The sequence below is a fragment of the Hymenobacter negativus genome (assembly GCF_017571495.1).
Lineage (GTDB): Bacteria > Bacteroidota > Bacteroidia > Cytophagales > Hymenobacteraceae > Hymenobacter > Hymenobacter negativus.
Genome location: NZ_JAGETZ010000002.1, coordinates 1 through 24,118, shown reverse-complemented (window position 1 = coordinate 24,118; position 24,118 = coordinate 1). Strand labels below are relative to the sequence as shown.

Here is a 24,118-nt window from a genome sequence, read left to right as displayed (position 1 = left end):
AGTAGCTGCGGGTCAGACTCGACCAAACCAGCGCCGGTAAATGGGCCGGCGCCAGGCAAACTGTGCCCACATGGCGGGATAAATCAGCACGTCGAGCAGGCGCGAGGCGGTGCGGTATTCAAGGTCGTCCACAATCACACTGCTGCCGTTCGGACCGGGCTGAATGCGGTGGCGGTGCTGCCAGTAGCGCAAGGGTGGGGGCAATACCTGGCCTTCATCCACAAAAAAATGGGTGCCATCGGGTTCTTGGCCGTCGGCCACAATCAGCGAAGTCCAGGGCAGGCGCTTCACCAGCGTGTCCAGCTCAATTTCTACTCGGTCGCCAGTGTGGCACCCATCGAAGCGCAACACGCGCAGTTTGGGAAATGGGGGCGCCAGCGCTTCGAAGAGCGCACGCGTGAACCCAGCCATTATAACTGAGGGTGACTGAAACACGGCAGTACGGAGCAGAAGGCGCATGCTATACCCAACACCGGATTCTCCGATTGGTTGCGGCAAGCCAATGCAAGTATTGCATATTGACAATATTTTAGGGTAATGCCGGTAGAATCCGCCTAGCTTACCTAGCCTCGACAATTAGAGATATACAGCAGAAGAATTGGGAAAACACACTATGTATATTATGTAAGTAATCTGCTGATTAACAATGCGTTGCTAGATTGTAAATTGGATGAGTATTAATAATTATTGAAATTATTAACATTTTATTTGTAAGAAGTATTATTGCGCTATATTTGCTATCTCACTGGATTATTTCAAAAAAATCAGTGAATACTTAAAAATTGTACAATATGCGGACTCCTCAACAGTACCCTTCTGTGCAGCTAATGCGCCGTTGCGTGGGGTCGCATCCGCCATAGCTGACGAAGTAGATGCAGCAATGGCTCGCAGCTCCATCAGATGCCCTGCCACTTCCGGCACCATCGCCTAGAAGAGAATTCGCTGCGACCAACTAATAGCCACACTACTATTCTCCAAAACCCCCAAAAAGGGGATATCCCGCCCTTTTTTTAACTCTTTTTCACGTATGAAAATACAGCTTCTTTTTCGCCGCATGGCCTTATTGGTGCCGCTGCTCTGCCTGAGCATGATGGTGCAGGCCAGCCACTTCCGTTTCGGTTCCATCACTTATCAAACCACAGGTGGCAACAACCTCACTGCTCAAATCCGGGTTACGGAGGCTTGGCGCGACGACGCGTATGGTGCGCCGCCTGTTTTGGGTCAGGTTGTGACCGTGGATGGGGCCTTGGACTTCGGCGATGGCAACGCCGTTTCCATCCCGCTCACGGTAACTACCGTCGGGGCTGGCTATTTCTATGGCGAGTATGTAACCAGTCATACCTATGCCGCCGCCGGCAACTACACGGTGTCAACCTCTACTTGCTGCCGCATCAGCACACTGGAAAACAATGCCGATGGAGACTTTTACTTTTCTACACGAGTGGTTGCGGGCAGTGCCAACGACTCGCCGGTATCGACGCTGCTGCCCATTATCAACCTGCCTGTGAACCAGGCTGGGGCCAGCTACATGGTACCGTCCAGCGACCCGAACGGCAATACGCTCACCTATTCGGCTGCTACTTCGGCCGACCTGGGCAACATTGACTTTACCAACGCTCCTGGCATGACGGTGAACCCGAGTACCGGTCAGGTAAGCTTCAGTACCGTAGGCAAAACCGTGGGCCAGCTCTATAATGCCGTGGTGAAGGTGTCGGATGGCTCGACAAGCATTATTCTCGACCACATCATCCAGATTTCGGCGACAGCGTCGAATGCCGCGCCGGTGTTCACTGCCCCCACACCGCCCAATGGCACGGTGTATACCGTGACGGCTGGCCAACTGGTGACTTTCGGCGTGCGCGCCACTGACAGCGATGCCGGCGACAACGTGAACCTGCAGGCCGTAGGCGTGCCATCGGGTGCCAGCACGGCCCCGGCCCTGCCTACTTCCGGCAATCCGGTGCAGACTACGTTCAGCTTTACACCCACTGCCGCTCAGGTTGGCAACAACTACGTGATAAGCTTCGTTGCGCAGGATAACTCTGCTCAAACTACCACGACTTCGGTAACTATTCAGGTGCAGGCCAACCCCTGCAACCCCAATGCTAACACACCTACGGCTGCCACAGACAACTTCACGGCTTCGTGCGGCCCCATCACGGTAACACAGGCCCAACTTCTGGCCAATGACACCAGCCCGAACGGTACGTTTCTGGTTGTTGGCAGCGTAAGCGGTGGCACCAACGGCACGGTGGTCGACAACGGCGACGGCACTTACACCTTCACGCCGAATCCCGGCTACGTCGGTCCGGCCAGCTTCACCTACCTGGTTCAGTCGGCCGGTCCCATCTTCCCCGCTCCCGCCACCGGTCACTACTACGAGTTGGTGGGTGCCCCCGGCCTGTGCTGGGATGCCGCCAAAATGGCTGCGGCTGCCCGTACCTACGCTGGCATGACGGGCTACCTGGCTACCCTGACCTCGGCTGCTGAAGTGAACGCCGTGAAGAACCGTAACCCCGGCCAGTTCTGGTTTGGCGCGGCCGACGACGTGACCGAAGGCACCTGGATGTGGAAAACCGGCCCTGAAATCGGCCAGACCTTCTACGCTAGCGGCGCGACGCTGCCCGGCCAATACAGCAACTGGAGCACCAACGAGCCCGATGACTACAAAAATATCTGGCGTCCCATCGGCGAAGACTACGCCCAGATGTTTGGCGCTTCGGGCCTCTGGAACGACCTGGACAACTGTGCAACCGGCGCCAATGTGGTTGGCTACATAGTGGAATACGGTGGCCTGGAAGCTTGCACCCCAGTGCTCTACGCAACCGGCACGGTGAACATTAACGTGACCAACACGGGCAACGGTACGCCATCCATCGTAGCCAACCCGGATGCCTTCAGCACGAGCGCCGGCGCTCCAGTGACTGTGACGGCTGCCCAGCTCATGGGCAACGACACCGATTCGCAAGGTCGTTCGTTGCGTATTTCAAGTGTGAGCGGCGGTACCAACGGCACGGTGGTCGACAACGGCAACAATACCTACACCTTTACGCCTGCTGGCGGCTACACTGGCCCGGCCACGTTCAACTACCTATTGCAGCTTGCTGGTCCCGTGTTTGCCTCAGCCACAACCGGCCACTACTACGAGTTCGTGGCAGATGCCAACCTGTGCTGGACGGCTGCTAAAGCCGCCGCAGCTGCCCGCACTTACAACGGCCTGCAGGGCTACCTGGCTACCATCACCTCGGCTTCCGAAAACGCCCTGCTCAAAGGCCGCAACCCCAACAACGTGTGGTTTGGCGCCGCTGATGACCTGGTAGAAGGCGAGTGGCGCTGGAAAACCGGTCCCGAAGCCGGCCAGCTCTTCTTCGTAGGTACCGGCATGGCAGGCGCTACGCAGCCCGGCCAGTACAGCAACTGGAGTGGGGGCGAGCCCAACGACGACAAGAACACGTTCCGCCCCGGCGGCGAGGACTACGGCCACATGTACGGCAGCTCGGGCCTGTGGAACGACCTGTCGGACTGCGCTGGTGGCAGCGCCACGGCTGGCTATTTTGTAGAGTACGGCGGCTTGGAATCCTGCACCCCGGTGCTCTTCTCCACCGGCACCGTAACCGTGACCGTAGGCCCAACGGCTGCCCGCTCGACGGGCAGTACCAAAGTGACTGCGAGCATTGAAGCAGCCCCGAACCCCAGCAATGGCCAGTTCAAAGTACACCTGGTAGCTGCCAACGAAGCCAAGACCAAGGTTGACCTCTTCGACCTGCAAGGCCGCTACATCAGCACCGTGTTTGAAGGTGCCATGACGGCCGGCGAGCAGCGCGAAGTGGATGTAAACCAGCCTGAGCTCGCGACGGGCCTATACATGGTGCGGATGCAAAACGGCGGCAACGTGAAATACGTGCGCGTCGCCGTGCAGAAGTAACCATAGGATAACCTGCCCGTTGCAGGCAATGCGAAGCAGCCCCGGTCATATTGGCCGGGGCTGTTTTATTGTAGACGGGAAAGCAGCTACACACTTTAGCGAGCCAGCGGCAGCAACGACTACCTACTATTGAAAGCGTGGTTTGGCTCGGTTGGGCCTGCAACTGGACTAAATATGTAGTGTATTATCTTTTTAAACTATTATTATTCAATTCTGTGCCCCAACTTGCATACACTTGTATGCTTCTGTGATAGAACTTGATTTTCCTGTGTCATGAAAAAGTTTAGAAACCTGATTATCGCTCCTTGCGGCAACTCTTCCACGCTGTTTGCAACGGACTGGCTCAATGACAAAGCGGCGAAAGAGTTCGACGTGTGCCTGATGTTCTATCATGCTAACATCGATGATGCTTCGCGCTACGAAGGCGTGGAGTACTTCTATCACCTGAAGGATTTTAAGTACCGCATGCTGCATCAGCTGCTGACGACGGAAGCGCCGCAGCTGCTGGCCGATTACGACTACTTCTATTTTCTCGACGACGACATTGCCATCGGTACGACTGCCATCAACCGGCTGTTTGAGCTGAGCCGCACGTTTGGCACCTGGGTGTCGCAGGCTGCGCTCTCGCACAATTCCTTTTGCAGCTGGCCCATGTTCAAGCAAAATCCGAACTGCCTGCTGCGCTACGTTGGGCAGGTAGAAGTGATGGCACCCTTATTTAGCCAGGAAGCACTGCGCAGGTGCCTGGGCACCTTCAATGAGAATAAGTCATCGTGGGGCCTTGACTCGGTGTGGTCCAAAGTGCTGGGCTACCCGCCCGCCAAGCTGGCCATTTTTGATGACGTCATCATGGAGCATACGCGGCCTGTGGGCGGCGGCGAACTTTACAAGAAAATTCAGGCCGACCCCTACGAGGAGTGGGAAACTGTCACCCGGAAATACGATGCTATCAAGAACAACTTTGTGGAGTGCGGCCGGTTGGAGTACGTCAATAACCAGCACAACGCAATGCGGTTCAAGGGCTATAAGTTTAGCGAAAAGTTAGACAAGCTCAAGCAGCGGATTCGGGACTACGACGTGATGTCGCGGGTGCGCCGCCGGCTGGGCAGTCCCACCCCTGCTTAAGGCAGGCTGGTGGAAGACTGCAGTTGGTCGAGGCGGTTGAGGATTTCCGCGTCGTGGGAGGCGTCAAACTTGCGGGCAAAAAAGCGGGACGACGCCAATAGGTCGGGCAAGTCCGCAGTTGTGAGAATCTTGGGACTAGCCCCACCGCTCGACCAGTCGATGTAGCGCAGGTTGTCGTTGGTGATGGTGCTGGCCAGCGGCGAGTTGAGCAGGATGGAGTGCACCAGAAACTCATCGGAGCCCCAAGTAAGCCAGGCGAAGCGCCGCAGCTCGGGGTGGGCATCTACGAAGTCGATGGCGTAGGTAGCGCACGCCCGGCTGATGGTGTACCAGCCGCCCATGTTGCCGCCGTAGAGCTTGGGGAACAGCGGCACCGTGCGCGATGGCAGCACCAGGTTGAGCAGCCGCTGCACTAGGTAGCGGCCCGGAAAGCGAAACTCGGTGAAGTGATACTGCGCCACACGGTTGCGGTTGGCCTGCCACCAGGGCGAGTCGTCGCGTTCGTATTCCAAAAAGGTGCAGCCCATGTGCTGTGCCAGGTAATCGTGCAGCATCGGAATTGGTTTGATGGGGTAGTCCTCGCCGCTCAGCACGTTCAGGAAATCGTAGTCGGCCGTTTGCAGCATCTCCCGCAGGCTTTCCAGAGCAGCTAGCGTGAGGCTATAGCCACCCCATTTCACGTTGAACCGGTGCGTGATGAAACGCACCTGCGGCAAGGCTGCCAGCGCGGCGAAAGGGGCATAGTCCGTTTTCTGGTCGAGGTGAATGAACACGTCGGCCTGCGGATGGGCGAGGGCTCGTATCAGGCGTTCGAGCTGCGCGGGGCCCTTGTGGGCCATAATCAGGTGAGCGATACGCATGCGAGATTAATGAGAATCCTGGCTGGAATTAAGGTCAACGGTTTTGCCAGAAAGGCGAAAAACCAACGTCCGAATCTCCCAGAAGCCGGTGGCCAGAATTTCTTTGAGCGTAATGGGGAGGTGTTTTTTCAGGTGTAGGTAGCCATACACGAAGCCCGCGAGCGCCGTGGGAAAAGTGGCCAGTGCCACGCCATATATGCTGTGGAATATAGTGATGGCCGTGATGTCGCCCGCCACATTGAAGGCCAGCATCACGAATACCTTGATGAGGTTGAGGCGGGGCTGGTTCACAACGTCGAGCGTGACGCCCACAAACCGGTCGATTGGGAAGAGAATGGCCACGGCCATGCCGATGCGCAGCAGGTTGGCCGCTTCGGTGCCCTGGTACTTGGTGCCGCCAATGAGGCGCACGGGGATATCGGCCAGCAGAATGGTGCCCAGAATAACCGGAATGAAAGCCCAGGTGAGCATGCCCGCATTCTTGCGCAGCAGGCGGGCCACCTCCGGTAGCCGGCCCTGATTGAAAGCCGCCGACAGCGACGGAATGGCCGTGGCCAGAAAGCTGCGCAGCGGAATCTCGATGATTTCCATGAAGCGCTGGGCCAAGTTATACACCGCCAGCGGGGCCGGGCCCAGCAGGAATTTGATGATGAACGTATCGGAGCTGCGCAGCAGGTAGGAGCCCACGTAGCTGCCCACGCTATACTTGCCGAAGTGACTAAGCTCGCGCACGCAGGCGCTGCTGCTGCGGGCCAGCGACGACAGGTGCGCCCAACCCAGCACCAGCATGAGTACACTGGTGAAAGCGGATGCCACTACGTAGCAATACACCACATTGATGAGCGTAGCCGTGTGCATGAGCATTAACACAATAATGCCCAGCACGAACAAGCCCTGCGACAACAGCCGGATGTATAGAATGCGGTCGAAGCGCATTTCGGCCTGCATGGCGCAGGCCGCCATGAAATAAGGCAGCGTGACTACCAGCACCACCCCAAACCAGCGTAGGAGCAAGGTCGTTTCCGGGTCGGCGGAGTGCCCCAATAGCAGCCAGCCCGCTAGGTTGAGCAGGCACAACGCGCCGGTGATGTAAAACGAAATGGTCCAGGCCGAGCCAATAACTTCGGCAGCACGCTCAGGGGTGGCCCCAGAGCAGGCCCGGATGAACGCCGTAGTCAGAAATCCTGACCGGAATGCATCGGCCAAGCCCACCGTGGTGATGAAGTAGACCCAGGCCCCAAGCTCCTGCACTGGCAACGCCCGAAAAAGCAGCGACACCGACACAATACTCATGGCCGACACCGTGAGGTTGCCGGCCAACGATAGCACGTGGTTGTTACCCAAGTAGGCGTAAAGTTTAGGCCAGGGAATATTTCTCATGTTTGGAAGGAGGGCGGAATGAGGCTACTGGTAGCGTAGCATAAAAGGAGCGGGTACCAAGCTGGCTCAGGGTGCTGTGGCGCGCTGGGCTTTGGCCCAGGCCGCCGGCTGCCGATTACGGAAAAACCGGTTGGCGCCCAGGAATACGGCAACGTTCATCATGGTAAAGTAAAGCGGCACCAGCAGCGGCCCGGCCGGCCGGCCCTGCGCGGCGCGCCACCAGCCCAGCGCCGCAGCCCCGTAAAACAGTGCCTGCCCCGCCAGTAGGAGGCTATAGAGGCCGCCATAGGCCAGCGCCAGGGCGGCATTGAGGGGCAGCAGCAGCGCCAGCAGCAGCGGCGTAAGGCTCCAGCGCAGCACCCGGTGCGAAACGTACAGGAATGCCACTACCGGCTGCCGCAACGGGTTGAACAATGAAAGCAGACGGGACATGGCCTGCCAGCCGCCCGCGCAGATGCGCACCTTGCGCTCCCACTCGTCCTTGAGCGAGAAGGACGGTGGCTCCATGGCGTAGGCTTCGGGCTCGTAGACCACGCGGAAGCCGGCATCCACGATGCGCATGGACTGCACGAAGTCGTCGAGAATAGTATCGGCCTCCAGTGGCTTAAATAGGCTGGTGCGAAAGGAAACCAGCTCACCGGCCGCGCCCATCAGGCTGTAAATGTCCGAGTCGCAGCGTTTCAGAAACGACTCGTATTTCCAGTACATGCCCTCGCCCGCGCCGGAAGCCGTGCCGTCGTTCAGCACCCGCTTCTCGCCCGATACGGCACCCACGGTAGCATCGGCGTAGTGGCGCACCAGGTTGCGCACAGCCTCGGGGTTGAGCACGGTGTTGCAGTCCGTGAAGATGACGAAGGGTGTGGTCACGTACCGGATGGCCCGGTTTTCGGCCATCGACTTGCCGGCCCGCTCGGGCGTGTGCAGGTGCTGCACTTCCGCAAACTCCGCCAGCGCCTCAGCCGAATTATCGTTCGAGCCATCGGTGATGAACAGTAGGCGCAGCTTATCGGCGGGGTAGTCCAGGGCCTGGCAGTTGCGCACCTTGTCGGCCAGAATCGCGGCCTCGTTGTAGGCCGGCACCACCAGGGTCACTTCCGGCTCGAAAGTGGGTGCGGCCGGCCGGCGGCCGCGTACCGCTGCGGCCCACACCCCCACCAGCACCGCGTAGCCCGCATATGTGTACAGGACGATGGCCAACGCCATCCAAAACGTAGTAATCAGCATAATATTCGGATTATTAGTTAGATAGCCGGGCGCTCTTCGGGTTTTCGTGCCCGTTCCCACTGCCCAGTAGTGGCATCGTACTGCTTGAGCACGCGGGCCGGGTTGCCGCCCACCACCGAGTAAGGCGGCACATCTTTGGTCACCACGCTGCCGCCGGCCACCACGGAGTGCTTGCCAATGCGTACCCCCGCCATAATCACGGCGTTGGCACCAATCCAGACCTCGTCTTCCACCACAATTTCGGCCGTCGTACAAGGCTGGTCTTTGATGGGCCGGCTGATGTCGAGGTAGCCGTGGTTCAGGCCCGAAAACACGACATTCTGGGCAATAATGACGTCGTTGCCAATGGTGAGCGGGCCAATCAGCACATTGGCGATGCCCACGAAGGACCGCGCCCCAATGTGCACGGCACCCATGCTGTTGTTTACGGTAGCGTATTCTTCAATCACGGCCTCAGCACCCAGCGAAAACGGGTTGAAGGGCACCACATCGAGCCGGGTCCGCCACTGCACCCGCGAGCGTCGGCCGTATTGATGTCGAAACGGATTCACCAGCCAGCGCACCCATAGCCGGGGACGCGCCTGGCCGGGTACCAGCAGCAGGTACAGGACCAACTGCTTGAGGTGAGGATTTTGTTTGATGCGGTCGGCGAGCATGAGTTGAAACAGGCGGTGAGCGGCCGCGAAAGAGGAGATAGAATAGAAAAGAGCGGGCAACAAAAACGCGGCTTAGCCGGCCGCTACCAGCACTTCTTCGTACACGCGGCGGACGTGCCGGGCCGTTTCGAGCCACGAGAAGTGCTGCACCCGCTCGTGGCCCAGCGCCACGAGGGCCGCCCGAGCCGCCGGGTCGTTTTGCAGCTCCAGAAGAGCCGCCGCGATGGTTTCGGGCCGGAAGGGGTCAACCAGCCGGGCGGCCCCGCCCGCCACTTCGGGCATCGACGAGGTATTGGAGGTAATTACCGGCGCCCCGCAGGCCATGGCTTCCAGGATGGGAATGCCGAAGCTTTCGCGCAGCGACGGGTACAGAAATACCTCGGCCAGGTTGTAGATGAGCGGCAATTCCTGGTTGGGCACGTAGCCGCAGAGCACGATGTCGGCCCGCAGTTCGGGGGCGTTAATCTCCTGTAGGGTAGCCGTTAGGGCTGCCTCTTTGTAGTCGAGCATCACCAGCTTCAAATCCAGCTGGCCCTGCTGCTTGAGCTGGGCCAGGGCTTGCAGCACGCCGCGCAGGTTCTTCTTGGGGTCGGTGTTGGCCAAAAAGAATACGAACCGCTCGGGCAACTTGTACTTGGTGCGGGTGGCGGCCAGTGCCGCCGCGTCGGCAATGGGCCGAAACTGAGCGCCCGCACTGTTGTATACCACTTCCACGTGGCCGGCCACCTCGGGCAGGCGCTGCACAATGCGCGCCTGCTCGAAGGCCGATACTGTGAGCACGCGCTGGCAGTGCGGCACCACGCGGGGCACGTTCCAGCGGCGGTAGAGGTTGCCGGCCCGTTGGTACCAGCTCCCGCGTCGCAAGTCCATAGGTTCGAGGTAGATGATATCGTGCAGGGTGAGCACCAGCGGCACACCGGCTCGCAGCGGCGCCGTGTTGCTGGTGCAGTGTAGCAGCTGCACCCCTGCCTGACGGGCGGCCCGGGGCAGCATCACCTGCTCCCAGTAGGGGTAGGGGCTGCCGGGTACCTCCACCACGTGGAAATTGGGGGCCGAGGGCAGCACCGCATTGTCAGAATCAGGCTTTACAAAAATGAAATACTCATTCTCATGGTCAATCTGCTGTAGGTGCTTAATCAACTCCAGCGCCACGATGTCCATGCCGTGTTTGTGCGACCGGAACAGCCGCTGGGCCTCAATTCCGATGCGCAGAGGTGAGCGGCCAGTCCGTGGCGGCGGAGTGGCAAGGGGCAGGGCAGCGGCGGTGGAAGTTGACATAGCAGGAGAAAAAAGGCGGAATAGCGCCAGTGAAACAGGAGCTGGCTAGGCAGCTTTTTGGGCGTCGCGTAGGGCGGCGTAGAGGGCCTGCACGCTGGCTTCCCAGGTGTGGCTGCGGGCAAATTCGATGCGGGCCTGCCGGCGAGCGGGGTCGTTTTCGGTGAGGGCGAGGCCCAGTAGGTGCAGCCACTGCTCGGGGCTGGTGGCCAGGTACACGTGGTCGGCAAAAAGCTCCATGGTGCGGGTGGCAGTGGCCACCACCGGCTTGCCCATGGCCAGGTACTCGTCAATCTTGAGCGGGTAATTGCCCACCGTGAGCTGATTAATTACCTGAAAATTAATGCACACGTCAAAGTACTGCAGGTAGGCGCCCAAGTCCACCGGGTCTTTGCGGCCCAGAAAATGCACGTTGGGCAGCTCGTGCAGGGCGCTCTGCCGAAAGTCGTCGTCTTCGGGCCCCACCAGCACGAAGCGCCATTGCGGCCGCTGCCGGGCCAGGCTCAGCAGCAGGTCAATGTCGAGCCGGCTGCCCGTGAGAAAGCCCGTGTAGCCGATGATGGGCCGCGAGATGCCGGCCAGGTCGGCGGGCACGGGGTGGGCGGCTTCGGGCCGGTAGTGGGCCAGCACGCAGCCCTGCCCGATGTCGTAGCTGCGGGGCGTGTACTGGCGGGCATAGTCGGTGAGGTAGGCCGAGTTGGCCGCTACCACGTCCACCTGCCGCATCAACTGGGGCTCGACCCAGGTACCGTGCCGTTGGAAATAGGGCACAGCTAGCATGTAGTCGCGCAGGTAATACACACTGGTGCGCGGGGCCAGCAGCTGCTTCAGCTCCAGGCCCTGAAAAATGAGGCCGTCCTGCAACAGCGTGTACGAGTCGAAGCTTAGCTTGCGGACGGCCCGCACAATGCTACCGGCCAGCAGCCGGCTGTTCCAGCGGTTCAGCGCGTTAAAAAGGTCGCGCGAGGCCAGCCAATTGATGGACAGGCCAATGATGCCGGGCGTGAGCACCCACACGTTGGGCTCGACCTGCACCAGGCCGGGCCGCCGTCCCAGCATGATGCGGAGTCGGTTTTTTACCTCGGGCTGGCCAAACCCTTTCAGCATAGTGTTCACATCCAGGGGCATGTTCACGAACAGCACCCGGTTGTCCTTCGCAAATTCCTTCGCCAGGTTTTTAGCGTTGAAGCCAATGCCAGTGTCCCAGTTTTGCTGGCATAGCATGACGATATTCTGGTCCTTCATAGTACGGGTATCGGGGAAGGCAATATTATCGGCGTGCACCGGCCCGCAGGCCAGCGCGCACACCCAAAATCAGGCAGGCAAGAGCAGGTAAGAAAATAATTTCCCAAGGCATAGCGGTAGTGTTCTAAAGGAAATAGCAGGAGTCAAATTGTTGGTTATAAATCATCTGGGTAAAGCTTCGCTGTTTGATTCCTGCTGCTTTAACCAACCTTCATCGGGAAGGCGCATGAGGCGTGTGCATGAAGGAGGTGCGCGCCCGGCGAATTTGCAGCAGGGCCAGCACCATCGCGCCAAGCGCCACCGGGAGGTGCAGCAGCGCGCGTCCCACCTGCCAGGTGTAGAGGCGCGCGGGCAGCGACAGCAGCAACGCCGCCGCCGTGCCGCCCAGCAGCCCCAGCCAGAACCCGGAGCCCGGCCCGCCCGACCACAGCAGCGACAGCAGCAGCAACACGCCCAGCACCCCCAGTAGTAAAATGCGCGGCAGTAGCGCCGACTGCACAATTTTATCCACGAAATCGAGGTTGCCCTTGCCCAGCTGGCGCAGGCCTTCGCCAAAATATTTTACCAGAAATTCCTGCTGCGTCGCCAGCCAGCGCGTGCGTTGCGTGGCAAACACTTGGGAGTTCGGGATTTTCTCGTCGTACACGAAGGCATCGGAGAGGTAGGCGATTTTGTGGCCGTCGCGTAGCACCCGAAAGTCCAGCTCCTTGTCCTCGCCGGGTGTTTCGCCCACGTCCTGCAGCAGCTGATGCAGGTAGCCGTAGTCGAAGGCCATGCCCGAGCCAATCAGGGCCGACGACATGCCGAGATTGACGTGGCCCTGCCGGAAAATATGGTTGTTGATTTCCTCATTACAGGCATCGAGCACGGCAAAAGGTGAGTCGAGCTTTTTGGCGGTGCGGTGGCCCTGCACCACCCGGTAACCCGCCGCGAAGGCTGCATCGACCTGGGTCAGAAAGCCGGGCGCCATCACGTTATCCACGTCCAGAATCACGGCCACGTCGTAGGCCTCCGGGGGTAGCGTATTCAGAGCCGTGAGCAGGGCCTGCCCCTTGGTACTCTTCACAAAGCTGACTTCGACCACGCCCACGCCCTGCTGCCGGAGCGACTGCACGGTGGCGGGCTGCAGCTTATCGGCAATTACCTGCACATCGGCCCGGCCCGCGTAGGCGTGCTGGGCGGCGGCCGGGCCGGTTTCCAGAATCACTGCATCGGCGCGGTAGCTGGGTATGAGCACGCACATGCGGTGGGTGGGCATGGCCGGAGCCGCCGGAGCGGGAGCGCGCCGCCACCGCCCAACAATAGCAAAGAGCAGCAGGTACAGCACATTCAGCAGCAAAATGCCCCCAATGAGGTACAGCAGCAGGTTAACGAGTGAGAAGAGAATACTCATGAACAAAAAACAGGGGCGCTCCGGAAGAGCGTAAGAAATAGCTACTGAGCGGCTGGGCGAAGCTTGCTGCACCCGGCGCTTTAGCGCCAAACGATAAAAAGCGTGGCTGAAAGGCTACTGAGGCAGGAAATGGTTTTGGTGAATGTTGTGCCCCTGGGTGTGCCAGCGCAGGCCGCGCCAAAGGGCATCGAGGTGGTCCCATTGCCGCCGTAGCACCAGGAGCAGGCTGTGTTTGGGCACGGCCACCGACAGGAAAAACAGCAGCCCGCTCCACCGTTTCCAGCCGTGCGAGTTGCGCCGGATGTAAAGCAGGCGGTTGCGGTTCAGGTAGTAGGTGCGCAGCACCGAGCCCTGGCCCACCGACACCGATTCTTTGTGGTACACCGTGGCTCCAGCCTCGTAATAAGGCAGGTAGCCCATGCGCTTTATCATCTCGCACCAGTCCAGCTCCTCGTAATACAGGAAGTAGACTTCGGGCATGAGGCCGGCCTGACGAATGACGTCTGTAGGCACCATCATGGCAGCCCCGTGGATGAGGGCCGTGGTCTGCGAGGTGTTGTACTGACCAGTGTCGGGCTCCATGTAGCCCTGCACAAAGCCCCGGCCCGTCCAAGGGCTAATGCCTTTGCAACCAGCGTACTGAATCAGGCGGTTTGCGGTGCCGTAGTAGATGATTTTGGGCGAAACAATGCCCACGCGGGCGTCGCGCTCGAAGGCAGCCACCAGCGGTTCGAGCAGGTGGGGCACTACTTCGGTGTCGTTGTTCAGAAACAGGCAGTACTTGCCCTTCGCCACCCGGATAGCCAAATTGTTGCCCCCGGCAAAGCCTAGGTTCTCGGTGGAGCGGATGAGCTGCACCTCCGGAAAGCGCTCGGCGATGATGCCCGGGTCTTCGGTTGGCGAGGCGTTGTCCACCACTAGCACCTCGTAGTTGGGGTACGTGAGCTGGCGTAGCGAGGCCAGCATGGCGCAGGTAACCTCCGCCTGGTTGTAGTTGATGGAAATAATGGAAACCAGCGGCTCAGACACGGGAAACAGGTTTTAAGGCGGGAGTATCCAGCTCGGGACCAACGAAAACCAGCACCCACGACACGTAGAGTATCATGCACGAAGGCATCTGGTTCATAATCTCGTTGCCGTAGCTGGCCATAAGAATGCCGGCGGCCCCGGCTGTGAGGGCCAGCAGCTTCTGTCGCAGCAGCGGGTCGCGGATGCGCCACACAATGCCGGCGCATTTGCCCAGAATGAAAAGCATGATGCCAAACCACACCACGAAGCCCACGATGCCGTAGCTGCCCCAGATTTTGACGTAATAGCTGTCGGGTGGGATGGTAGACAGGAACTGGCCGGGGTTGTATTTCTTGCCCCATTCGCCCATTACGCCCACGCCCCCGCCAAACGGCCGGGTCGAGAGGTATTCGCGCAGCTTGGCTTGGTTGGTGAAGCGAACTTGCAGGGACGCGTCCTCCGGGTTGAGGGCCGAGCGCATGCGGTAAATATCAGGGTTGCTGTCGCCGATGTTGGTGTATTTCAACACCATGAAAGCCCCGATGGCCAGCATGATGCCGAGCAGCAGCACCTTCAGCTGCTTGCTGAGGGCTAGGTAGACAAACGCACCCACAATAATCACAAAGAAGGCACTTCGGGTACCCGAAATCAGCATGCCGTAGAGCAGCAGCAGCGCGGCCACTGCCAGCAGCAGCTTCTTGGTCCAGGAGAAAGGCCCCAGCGCTAATATGCCGCAGATGAGGGCGATGTGGGCTTGAGAGCAGCCAAACTGAGCCGCTTCGCTGTAGTTGGAGAAAACGCGTAGCCGCCCCCAGATGATGTGCGTTCCGGCCGCGCCGGCATCCAGCCAGCGCTGCTCCATACCATCTACCCCGACGAACTTTTGCTTGAGGCCATACAGCGTTCCAAAGACCGAAAAGCCGATGATGAGGTAGAGAAACAGGTTGAGGTCGCGCCGCTGCCGAAACACCAGAAAGCCCAGCGGCACCACCAGCAGCCAGAGCAGCGCACTGCTCCGGATTTCGTTGAGCCAGCCCTGAAAGCTAGCCCCGGCCGGGTTGCCCAGCTCCAGCACATTGATGACAAACCATGCCAGCGTGAGCCCGCATAGGTCGTTGTGAGTGAAGCGCCAGTTGGGCGGCGTTTTGCGGTAAAAGATGGTGGCCAGCCACGTCAGCACCAGCAGTCCTTCCATGGCCAGGCCCACCGGTACGTCTGTCACATGCCGGCTCAGGTAGTTGTTCAGGAAGCAGTAGCAGATGAAGCTGACGTACCCTACCCGCGGCGACCAAAAGGTGGCCACCACCAGCATGGCCAGCAGCGGCCCCGCCAGCAGCAGGCCGGGCACCACTTCGCCCCAATGCCCCGCCAGCCAGCCAATGCCCAACGCGCCCGCCAGCCCCACCGGCAGCAGCCAGCGCGAGTGAAGCAGGGTTTGAGAAAAGTGCGGTGAGGTTCTCACAAGTTAGCTGAACAGGTAATAATTAAGTTGGTAGTCAGAAGCAAGTAGCCTAGCCATTCAGTGCCGTTTCACAATTCGTCGTCTGACTACTGAATGGGCGTTAGACTTTGGCTGTCAGCGTTAAAAAGCTAACAGCGAGGAATAACTAGCAACGGGTAGCTTAGGCCAGCACCGCTTCGCCTTCGTGCAGGGCCACGCCCGACAGTACCACTTCGACCGGAGCCGGTGTGGCAGCACGCAGGCGTTCCACGGTTTGGTGGTCGGTGAGGCGCCAGGCTCGGGTAGCGGGCACGGTCAGGAACACGAGGTTTAGCTGCCGCAGGATGCCCACGGGCAGGGCTTCTTCGCGCAGGGCGGGGAATTCTACAAACACCACTTGCACATCGGGCGTGCTGAATTCGGGCATTTGCTTGGGCATGGCGTTCTGAATCAGGTCGTCGAGCTGCCAGGCGTGCACCGCTGCGGCCTCTGACGGGTAAAAAAGCGAGGGTGCTTCCACGTTGGGGTCTAGCGCCTGGCCGTCGGGATACAGGGCCAGGGTTTGCACGCCCATTTCGTGGCAGCGTTGGGCTAGTGCCTGGCACAGGGTGGTTTTGCCCTCCTGCCGCTGCACGCTGAACACACCCACCACAAAGGGCTGCGGGGCAGGTGGCGTGTTGGCTTTCAATAGGATATGCCGTACCAGCTGGTCGAGGCTGCGTTGCTGTGAGGCCTGGAGCAGCGCCACGGGCCGGGCGTGCACATCCAGCACCATGCCGGCCACCGGCAGCCCAGTGCGCCGTTCCGCCACCAACGGGTTGCGCAACGACTTGTCCAGGAAGCCCAGACCCAGCACCAGGCCGGCCACAAACACGAAGCCACCCACGCCGCTCAGCAGCACCAGCACCAGCAGCTTGCTGGTTTTGGGGCGGGTGGGCAGGTTTGGCGGGTCAATGATTTTGAGGTTGGCCGTGAGCTGCGTGTTTTGCTGCGACGACTTGCTGTTGTTCAGGCTGGTGAGGGCTGATAGGTAAGCCTTTTCCGATAGGTCAATTTCGCGCTCGATGCGCTTGAGGGTAGCACCCAGCGGGGCCATGCGCTGGTATTCGCGCTCAAACTCCTGACGGCGGCGGTTCATCACGGCCAGCTTGGCGCGGGTCGATTCCACGAGTACCATGTCCTGCACCCACTCGCCCAGCAGCTCCTTATTGGCAATGCCTTCGGTGGAGGTACTGCGGGTGTAGTAGTTGTCAACGTTTTTCTGGATGCTTTGGGTCGTGCGGTCAGCTTCGGCTTGCAGGGCCTTGGCCTTGTCGTCGGTGCCCGCCTGGCGGTTGAAGAGCTGCTGGTCGGCAATTTCGGCGTTCAGGCGGCTGAGCTTCTGGCGCTGTTCCAGCACCTGGCGGCTGCTGAGCAGCGCGGCCTCGCGCCCGCCCAGCTTGCGGTTCACCGCATTTAGAGAAGCCAGTGCCCCAGCGTATTGCTGGTTCACCTGCGTCAGCTCGCTGAGCAAGGCTTCTTTTTCGGTGGCCACGTTTCGCGACTGCTCATCGTAATTAATGATGTTGTTGTCACGGTTGAAGGTCAGGTTCTCGGCTTCGGCCTTGGCCAGCCGTTCTTTGGCCCGCTTTACTTCGTTCTCGTAATACGTTACCACCGAGGCGGTTTGCCCCTCGCGCAGGTTTTTCGACTGTTCCAGAAACACCTGCGTCACCAGCGTCAGCGTGTAGCGGCAGATTTCCGGATTATAGCTCTCGTATTCCAGCCGCACCAAGTCGCTCGACCCAATGTGCGACGCAGTGAGGTGCGACAGTGCCGTGAGCGAATACGTCGCGTTGGACGAGTTTAGGAGCTGGTAAAGCGCATTGGCGTTGTCGGCGCTGGCATAATGCCGCACGTTTTCTAGGGTAGCGGCCTCGGTAGCGCCCATTAGCTGGCGGCGCAGGCCCGGCGAGATGCTTTCCCGCAGGTCCTCAAAAGCTTCCGTGTTCAGCAGGGCCGGGTCTTGCTGCGTTTGCCATAAGTGGTTGGTCAGCAGCCGGAAAATAACTTCCTCTTTGGTCGAGCGCGCCGTAATCAGGTTAACCAGGTTGTCGAACGCGTTATTTGTTTTGTTGTAGTCGGACTCGGCATTGCCCGTAAGTGTGTAGCCCGAGGCAATACCCGTATAAATCGTCGTGTCGGAACCGTACGTTTTGGGCAGTTTCCGGCCAAAGAAGTACGTTGAGGCGCTGAGTACCAATGGCACCAGCAGCAGCAGCAGCCACTTGCGGGCCAGCAGCCGGAACACATCGGATAAACTCATTTGGCAGTCATTAAAGTTGAAATTTGAGCACCCACTACTTCCTCCAGCAGCAAAAAGGCGGTGTCGTACTGGTTGCGGGCAGTTTCCTGGGCCACGCTCATGTCATTGAGCTGCGCATTGGCCGACGACAGCTCGGTCAGCGTCATCTGGCCCTGCCGAAACTGCTTCTCCGCCAGCCGGTAGGTGGTCTGCACCGTCACGTAGGATTCCTGACGCAGGTTGAGGACCTTCCGGGCCAGCAGCACATTCTGATACAGGGAAATAATGCGCTGACGAAGCTGGTTTTCCTGCTCCTGGCGCATGGCCTCGGTGCGGTCCACGCTCAGCACCTGCTTTTTTACCAGGTTGCCCTGGGTTACTATCCGGTCGATGGGCAACGACACCGTTACGCCGGTAGAGTAGCGGCCCGAGCTATAGGTTGCGAATTGGTTGGGGTTGCCCGGGTCGGCCAGCGCAATGCTGGTCAGGTTGCCGTAGGTGTAGCCAGCCCCCAGTGCCACCCCCGATAGGATGCTTTTTTTAGCTATTTTAACTTCTTGTTGCCCAATACTTTTTTCAATCTCCATCGCCTTCAGCGCCGCCGAGTGCTGAATAGCGGCGTTCATCAGCAGTGGCAGGGCCATGGCGGGCGACTCAAAAAAAACAGTCTGCCAGCCTTCGTTCGCGGGCGCAGGCTTGTTTTGGCCGAACGCCACAGCCGTGTGCAAGGTCAGCACAAAGCTGCCTAAAAGCTTTTTTATCATACATTCTCTTTCTGAAATAAAGCAGGAATCGTACGGAAAATTATTTCAATATCCTTCTTCATCGAGTAATCCCGGGCGTATTCATTGTCAAGCTCTTTGCGCTCTTCTTCCGACATGTCGCCGCCTTTGCCACGCCGGCTCACCTGCCACAGACCCGTGATGCCGGCCGGGGCAATGAAGCGCCGCGAGTGGGCATCGGTGAGCAGTTGCTCGGCCTCGTAGAGGGGCAGTGGGCGGTTGCCCACTAGCGACATGTCGCCCCGTAGCACGTTGTAGAGCTGCGGCAGTTCGTCGATGCTGGTATTGCGCAGCAGCCGGCCAATGCGGGTAACACGCGGGTCGTTGGCAATTTTGAGAAAGGCCGGGGCAGCAGTAACCTTGCGCAGCTGGCGGTATTGCTGCTCACAAATCAACTGGCCACGCTGGTCTACCAGCTGTTGCTGGCAGCCCGTGCCGGCGGCCGTGCAGATGGCGCACAACTCCGAGGTAACGGGTAGCGTGGCGTTGCCCGACGAGCCGCTGGTCTGGTACTGGTTCAGGTTTTTTACCGAGTTCAGCATCTGGTCGGCATCCGAGCGCATCGAGCGCAGCTTCCAGAACTTAAACACCCGGTAGCCAGCCCCTACGCGGTAGGAGTAGTAAAAAACCGGTCCCCGCGATTCGAGCTTGATGAGAACCGCCAGTACCAAAAACAGGGGCGACAGCAGCACCAGGGCCGCTCCGGCGCAGAGCACATCCATAATGCGCTTGCCAACTGGCATGCGCAGCTCGTCATAGGGGCTGGGGGCGTCGACAGGTTGCGTGCGGTGGCGGGCCAGGAAATACAACCGCGTCAGCATGCGCTCGTGGTCGGCGCTGGGCGAGAAAATCTCGCTGCCGCCCGACTCCAGCAGCAACGCCCGCACGGCGCCCGTCAGTGGAGCATCGGTTAGCCACAGCACGGGCTGCGGGAGGTGCAGCTCCTGCTTCAGCATGCGCACCAGGCTGATACCTAGGTTAGAAGCCGGCGCGGCCGCATTGAGCACCGCTGCAAAGCCTGTTGGCTTTTCGGCGTAGTGGGTCAGAACCTGCGTAGGGGTGGTGGCCACCAGCACATCCAACTCTTGCTCAAATTCCTGCTGAAAGCGACCAGCTGCCTCCGGGTCGGTGGTCAGGTAGAGCACCGCAATTTTGCCAAGGGTCGCTTTCATATCCGTATTCGGTGAAGAATGTTTTGGATGCGTAAGCTCAACTCTTCGGGATTGAAGGGCTTCACTAGGTAGTCGTCGGCACCAAGCTTGAGGCAGAGGATTTTGTTAGCCGTGCTGTCTTTGCCCGACAAAATAATGAGGCCTACATCGCGGTGTAGACTGCTGGCCCGCAACTGCCGGATGAAGTTCGGACCGTCCATGATGGGCATATCATAATCGGCCACAATGGCGTCGGGGCTATTCCCCTGTTCCAGCCATTCCATAGCTTCCAGGCCATTCGATTTCAGCACTACCTCAAAGTCTGAGGCAAAATAATGAGCCAATATGAGGCGGATGGACGGTTCGTCGTCGACAACTAATAGTTTTTTCTTCATGACCTCGATGATTGGCAAGTAGTTAGAATAAAAATTGAGTAATCTGATGCAGGTTATAAAGCGCTATTTATTACTCATTCTTTTCAAATGTATGCGCCAAATTGAATTACCTCAAAAAAATATTGGCTCTGTGCAGCTATTCTGCTAAAAATCCTAATGCCGCCTCTCACAACCACTTAGCCATTCTAAAGCAGTTGAAAACACGCGATATCACTAAGGATTAATCGTTAAGTAATATGCCATGCGCGCAGCATCGCGAATATATAGTAAATCAATTTACCCTCTTTTTAATTAATTGCTTTAACCGCGCATCCTAGGTTCGCGAGGCCTCCCTTCCGATTCACCGGCCCGCTATACGGGCAACTTTCTACAATGGCTGCGACAACTGGGCCAATTCTTCTTGAAATAGGGCGCAAAACTGCTGTGTGGCCTGGGCCACGGCTCCCACCAACTTCTGCGCTTCGCTAGCAGATGGCTGGTTTTCAGCCAATTCTTCTAGTCGTTTGAGATGCTGGGTTTCGGGCTGAATGTTGAGGCTGCCGAAGGTGGATTTCAGGCTGTGGGCCTCCCGGGCCACGGTTTTCCAGTCCTCCACTTCCAGGGCCGCATGCAGCGACTGCATCTGGTCGGGCACCCGGCTCACAAACATTTCCAGGATTTTACGCACGAAATCGGTATCAGTAGCCAGCTTGCCCAGCAGCAGGAAGTCGTAGTGCAGGCTAGGGTCGGCGGGCAGCAGGGGTGACTCTGGCACCAGTTCCACCGCCACCGCTGGGGTGGCGTCCTCGGCAGGCCGATGGCTCACCCGCGCCAGCATTTGGTAGAGGGCCTGCTCGGTATAGGGCTTGATGAGGTAGTCGCTGAAGCCCAGTGCTTGGCAGGACTCCGCATTCACCCGAAAAGCATCAGCTGTAAGGGCAATAACGGGCGTGTAGCGGTTGGGGCCAGCCGTGGCCCGTAGCCGGCCCGTTGCTTCGATGCCATCGAGCTGTGGCATCTGTATGTCCATCAAAATCAGGTCGTATTGATTGTTTAGGGCCTTGGCCAGGGCTTCCTCGCCGTTCTGGGCCATATCCACGTTCACCTGCCACTGTCCCAGCATCGATACGGCGATGAGCTGGTTCACGCCATTGTCTTCGGCCAGCAGCAAGCTCAATCCCTGCAATGAATTGGTGGGTATTGGACTGGAAACTTCCTGAATTATATGCTCTTCGCTCAACCGGTAGGGAATGGTGAACGAAAAACAGCTCCCCTGGCCTAACGTGCTCCGTACCCCAATATGCCCGCCTTGCAGCTCCACCAAGTTCTTGCAGATGCTCAGCCCCAGCCCAGTGCCGCCGTACAGCCGCGGAATGCTGCTGTCGGCCTGCCGGAAGCTCTTAAACACCTGCCCCAGATTGCCCTCGCTGATGCCAATGCCGGTATCGGCAATGCTGAACGTAACGGGCAGGTCCTGGCCGTGCCGCCGACTGGCATCCACGGTAATGGTGATGGAGCCGCGGTTGGTGAACTTGATGGCGTTGCTGATAAGGTTGACCAGCACTTGGTGCAGCCGGAAGGGGTCGCCCTGCGCCAGGGGGATATGGTCGTTTAGGCCAATGATATTCAGTATTAATCCTTTCTCATCAGTTTTAAAAGCCAGTGAGCGCACGGCCGCCTGCACGGTTTTGGCAATGTCGAATGGAATGCGCTCGAGGCGGATTTTCCCGGATTCAATTTTTGAGAAATCCAGGATGTCATTGATAACGACCAGCAGGTTTTCGGTGCTGGACTGAATCATGTCCACGTAATCGGCCTGCTCAGCCGATAGGGGCGCTTTTTTCAGCAGTTCGGCCAAGCCCATTACCCCGTGCAAGGGCGTGCGGATTTCGTGGCTCATGTTGGCCATGAATACCTGTTTGGCGCGCACCGACTCTTCGGCTATTTGGTAAGCCCGTTTCAAGTCGGTGATGTCGGACGAGAACGTGAGCAGGTAGCGCGAGCCATCGGAGCGCACCAGCGGGCTTTTGGTAGTTGAAAACCACAGCACCTGGCCGTTGGTGAGGTAGTAGCACTCCTCGAACGACACGGCGGTACCGGCTTCCATATTGGCATGGGCCGCAGGTGGAGGCGGGGTAGCGGGGCGAGATTCCGGCGGTGCCTGCTGGTTGAGGAGTTGCACGTAGGTTTCGTTGGCCAGAATGAGGCGCCCGTTCTCATCCTCTACATACACCAGGTTGGGGCTGTTGTCAATAACCTGGCGTACTAGGCCCTGCTGGTCTTCCAGCTGCTGCTCGGTGTATTTGAGCTGGCTCACCACTTGGGCCAAGCTGCGGGCTTCTTCGGTGGAGGGCGCGGGCGTAGCCGCCGTTAGGGCGGCCAACTGCGCCCGCAGCTTGGCCACCTCAGCCTCGGCCGCCTCCCGGCGCAGGCGCTCAGCCGCTAATGTTACTTTAAGGCTCATAAAACGAGGAAAAAAGTAGGCCGGTAGCGTGCTCGGTAATATTCGTGCGAAATATGATAAAAAGCAAATAAAGCTAATTTTTGCTGGTTTCCTCCCACCCTGTTGCCCGTGTCTGCACCGTAGTTGAGTATGGCCATCCGTAGCTTTAAGGCGTCCTGTTGAGTATCACCCCACTGGGCTTTCGTCTTAATTTTCCGCGCCATGCCGTTTACCTTTTCGCATCCCGCGTTGGTAATTCCTTTACTGCGTACGCAACGCCGCTACCCCTGGATTTCAACCACTGGATTGATTACTGGAAGCATTGCGCCCGATTTCGAGAAGTTCTTCCGTCTTCACCTGGCCAGTGGCTATAGCCACACGGTGCCGAGCATTTTGTATTTCAGCTGCCCGGTGGCGCTACTGTTGGCGTTCGTGTTTCATCTGGTGGTGCGCCGGCCGCTGCTGGCGCACTTGCCGTCTGGGCTGCACCAGCGGCTGGGACGGTTCATCAATTTCAACTGGCTGGTCTATTTTCGGCAACACTACGGCGGCGTGCTCTTGAGCGTTGTGGTGGGGGCCGCTTTGCACCTGGCCTGGGACAGCTTCACCCACCGCGGTGCGCTCATGACGCGGCTGGTGCCAGTCCTGCGGGAGGACGTATGGTTGGGCGGCTGGCATGGGCAGGTGTTCGATGTGCTGGCGATAATAAGCACGGTGGGTGGGGCGCTGGCCATTGCCATTGCCGTGTGGCAGATGCCCACCCGGCCGGCCGGGCGGCCCGCCACATCAGCCGCCATGGCACAGTATTGGGGACTGGCAGCGCTGGTAGCCGGGGCTCTTGCTGGTGAATGGGTGCTGGCCGTTGACCCGGAATTTATGAATGGCAGCATTGCCCTTATCTCAGCCATGTTGCTGGGCGTGCTGGTCTCCTCTATTTATACCAACCGAAAAAGCCTGGCTCACGGGCGGCCTTGAGGCTGCTGGCGTGAACCAGGCTTTTTTAACGAATCCAGACTGCGGGCTGCTTAGCGGGCGATGTAGCTCACACGTTGGTTTACCACTTCATTGCCGGTCGTGAGGCGCACTAGGTAGGTGCCGGTGCTTAGTCCGGGAGCGTCGAGAGTCACGCGCTGGGGCGTGCCGGCCGTTGCATCGCCGGTATACAGCTTGCGCACCCGCTGGCCCTGCAGATTGAACAGCTCCACCATCACCGCCCCACTCTTAAGCGTGTTGAATTCAATGGTGGCGTTCGAGCTGAATGGATTGGGGAATACGCTGAGCTCGGTGCGGCTCAGGCTTGAGCCGGTGGTAGAGCTGCCGTTCGTAGCCGCTACCCCGCGCGCCGCCGTTGTAGCGAATGGGATGAGGTTGTTGGCAGGAATGGGTTCGAGGCGGGAGCCGTCGGGCAGGCGCCAGGCCACGGCCACGTAGCCCGGGCCCCAGCTCTGCTTGTGGACGGCCTCGACGTAGTAGCAGGTGCCGGCGGCCAGGGTGACGGGGGCCGACTGCTGGCTGGGGTAGCGGGCAAAGTCGCGGTTGGAGGCCGTCCAGC

19 protein-coding genes are annotated in these 24,118 nt (G+C 59.1%); 3 read left to right on the top strand and 16 right to left on the bottom strand.

The window, feature by feature from the left end:
- Window positions 1–12 precede the first annotated feature (12 nt).
- Window positions 13–411, bottom strand: coding sequence for an SRPBCC family protein (locus J4E00_RS04365; protein ID WP_236049477.1), 399 nt, complete (start codon window positions 409–411; stop codon window positions 13–15).
- 616 nt (window positions 412–1,027) lie between these two features.
- On the opposite strand from J4E00_RS04365, the gene J4E00_RS04360 reads away from it, so the two are divergent.
- Together J4E00_RS04360 and J4E00_RS04355 are read left to right on the top strand one after the other, a co-directional pair.
- Entirely contained in the window at window positions 1,028–3,925 is a 2,898-nt protein-coding gene (locus tag J4E00_RS04360) for a cadherin-like domain-containing protein (protein WP_208173815.1), read from the top strand.
- A gap of 273 nt (window positions 3,926–4,198) precedes the next feature.
- Complete coding sequence (locus J4E00_RS04355) at window positions 4,199–5,050, top strand: DUF707 domain-containing protein (RefSeq protein ID WP_208173814.1); 852 nt, start codon at window positions 4,199–4,201, stop codon at window positions 5,048–5,050.
- Here J4E00_RS04355 and J4E00_RS04350 read toward each other — a convergent pair.
- From J4E00_RS04350 to J4E00_RS04285, 14 genes are all read right to left on the bottom strand, one after another.
- Window positions 5,047–5,910 carry a beta-1,6-N-acetylglucosaminyltransferase gene (locus tag J4E00_RS04350; protein WP_208173813.1) on the bottom strand — a complete coding sequence of 288 codons (864 nt, stop codon included), beginning with the start codon at window positions 5,908–5,910 and terminating at the stop codon, window positions 5,047–5,049. The two genes, J4E00_RS04355 and J4E00_RS04350, sit on opposite strands and share 4 nt — an antisense overlap.
- A 6-nt stretch (window positions 5,911–5,916) precedes the next feature.
- Window positions 5,917–7,290 carry an oligosaccharide flippase family protein gene (locus tag J4E00_RS04345; RefSeq protein WP_208173812.1) on the bottom strand — a complete coding sequence of 458 codons (1,374 nt, stop codon included), beginning with the start codon at window positions 7,288–7,290 and terminating at the stop codon, window positions 5,917–5,919.
- Window positions 7,291–7,356: 66 nt separating this feature from the next.
- Window positions 7,357–8,514, bottom strand: a complete 1,158-nt coding sequence (locus J4E00_RS04340; protein WP_208173811.1) for a glycosyltransferase family 2 protein — start codon at window positions 8,512–8,514, stop codon at window positions 7,357–7,359.
- Between the two features lie 17 nt (window positions 8,515–8,531).
- Window positions 8,532–9,170: an acyltransferase gene (locus J4E00_RS04335; RefSeq protein WP_208173810.1), complete on the bottom strand. Its 639-nt coding sequence runs from the start codon at window positions 9,168–9,170 to the stop codon at window positions 8,532–8,534.
- Between the two features lie 72 nt (window positions 9,171–9,242).
- Window positions 9,243–10,448, bottom strand: a complete 1,206-nt coding sequence (locus J4E00_RS04330) for a glycosyltransferase family 4 protein (RefSeq protein ID WP_236049476.1) — start codon at window positions 10,446–10,448, stop codon at window positions 9,243–9,245.
- Between the two features lie 45 nt (window positions 10,449–10,493).
- Window positions 10,494–11,690: a glycosyltransferase gene (locus J4E00_RS04325; protein ID WP_208173809.1), complete on the bottom strand. Its 1,197-nt coding sequence runs from the start codon at window positions 11,688–11,690 to the stop codon at window positions 10,494–10,496.
- 211 nt (window positions 11,691–11,901) lie between these two features.
- Complete coding sequence (locus J4E00_RS04320) at window positions 11,902–13,083, bottom strand: glycosyltransferase (RefSeq protein ID WP_208173808.1); 1,182 nt, start codon at window positions 13,081–13,083, stop codon at window positions 11,902–11,904.
- Window positions 13,084–13,197: 114 nt separating this feature from the next.
- Window positions 13,198–14,112 (bottom strand): glycosyltransferase family 2 protein, encoded by a 915-nt coding sequence (locus J4E00_RS04315; RefSeq protein ID WP_208173807.1) that lies wholly within the window; start codon window positions 14,110–14,112, stop codon window positions 13,198–13,200.
- Entirely contained in the window at window positions 14,105–15,553 is a 1,449-nt protein-coding gene (locus tag J4E00_RS29960) for an O-antigen ligase family protein (RefSeq protein ID WP_208173806.1), read from the bottom strand. The genes J4E00_RS04315 and J4E00_RS29960 overlap by 8 nt, the downstream gene beginning before the upstream one ends.
- A gap of 160 nt (window positions 15,554–15,713) precedes the next feature.
- Window positions 15,714–17,837, bottom strand: coding sequence for a GumC family protein (locus J4E00_RS04305; protein ID WP_208173805.1), 2,124 nt, complete (start codon window positions 17,835–17,837; stop codon window positions 15,714–15,716).
- On the bottom strand, window positions 17,834–18,580 hold the full coding sequence (locus tag J4E00_RS04300) for a TolC family protein (RefSeq protein WP_208173804.1): 747 nt from the start codon (window positions 18,578–18,580) through the stop codon (window positions 17,834–17,836). Before J4E00_RS04300 ends, J4E00_RS04305 begins: the two co-directional genes overlap by 4 nt.
- A complete protein-coding gene (locus tag J4E00_RS29955; RefSeq protein WP_208173803.1) occupies window positions 18,577–19,770 on the bottom strand; it encodes a sugar transferase in 1,194 nt (397 codons plus the stop codon). The genes J4E00_RS04300 and J4E00_RS29955 overlap by 4 nt, the downstream gene beginning before the upstream one ends.
- Window positions 19,767–20,144 carry a response regulator transcription factor gene (locus tag J4E00_RS04290; protein ID WP_208173802.1) on the bottom strand — a complete coding sequence of 126 codons (378 nt, stop codon included), beginning with the start codon at window positions 20,142–20,144 and terminating at the stop codon, window positions 19,767–19,769. Before J4E00_RS04290 ends, J4E00_RS29955 begins: the two co-directional genes overlap by 4 nt.
- Before the next feature lie 367 nt (window positions 20,145–20,511).
- Window positions 20,512–22,587, bottom strand: coding sequence for an ATP-binding protein (locus J4E00_RS04285; RefSeq protein ID WP_208173801.1), 2,076 nt, complete (start codon window positions 22,585–22,587; stop codon window positions 20,512–20,514).
- Between the two features lie 201 nt (window positions 22,588–22,788).
- Here J4E00_RS04285 and J4E00_RS04280 point away from each other — a divergent pair, with 201 nt between their 5' ends.
- Entirely contained in the window at window positions 22,789–23,541 is a 753-nt protein-coding gene (locus tag J4E00_RS04280; RefSeq protein ID WP_208173800.1) for a DUF4184 family protein, read from the top strand.
- Between the two features lie 50 nt (window positions 23,542–23,591).
- On the opposite strand, the gene J4E00_RS04275 is transcribed toward J4E00_RS04280, so the two are convergent.
- A partial coding sequence (locus J4E00_RS04275) for a T9SS type A sorting domain-containing protein (RefSeq protein WP_208173799.1) occupies window positions 23,592–24,118 on the bottom strand: 527 nt, incomplete at its 5' end.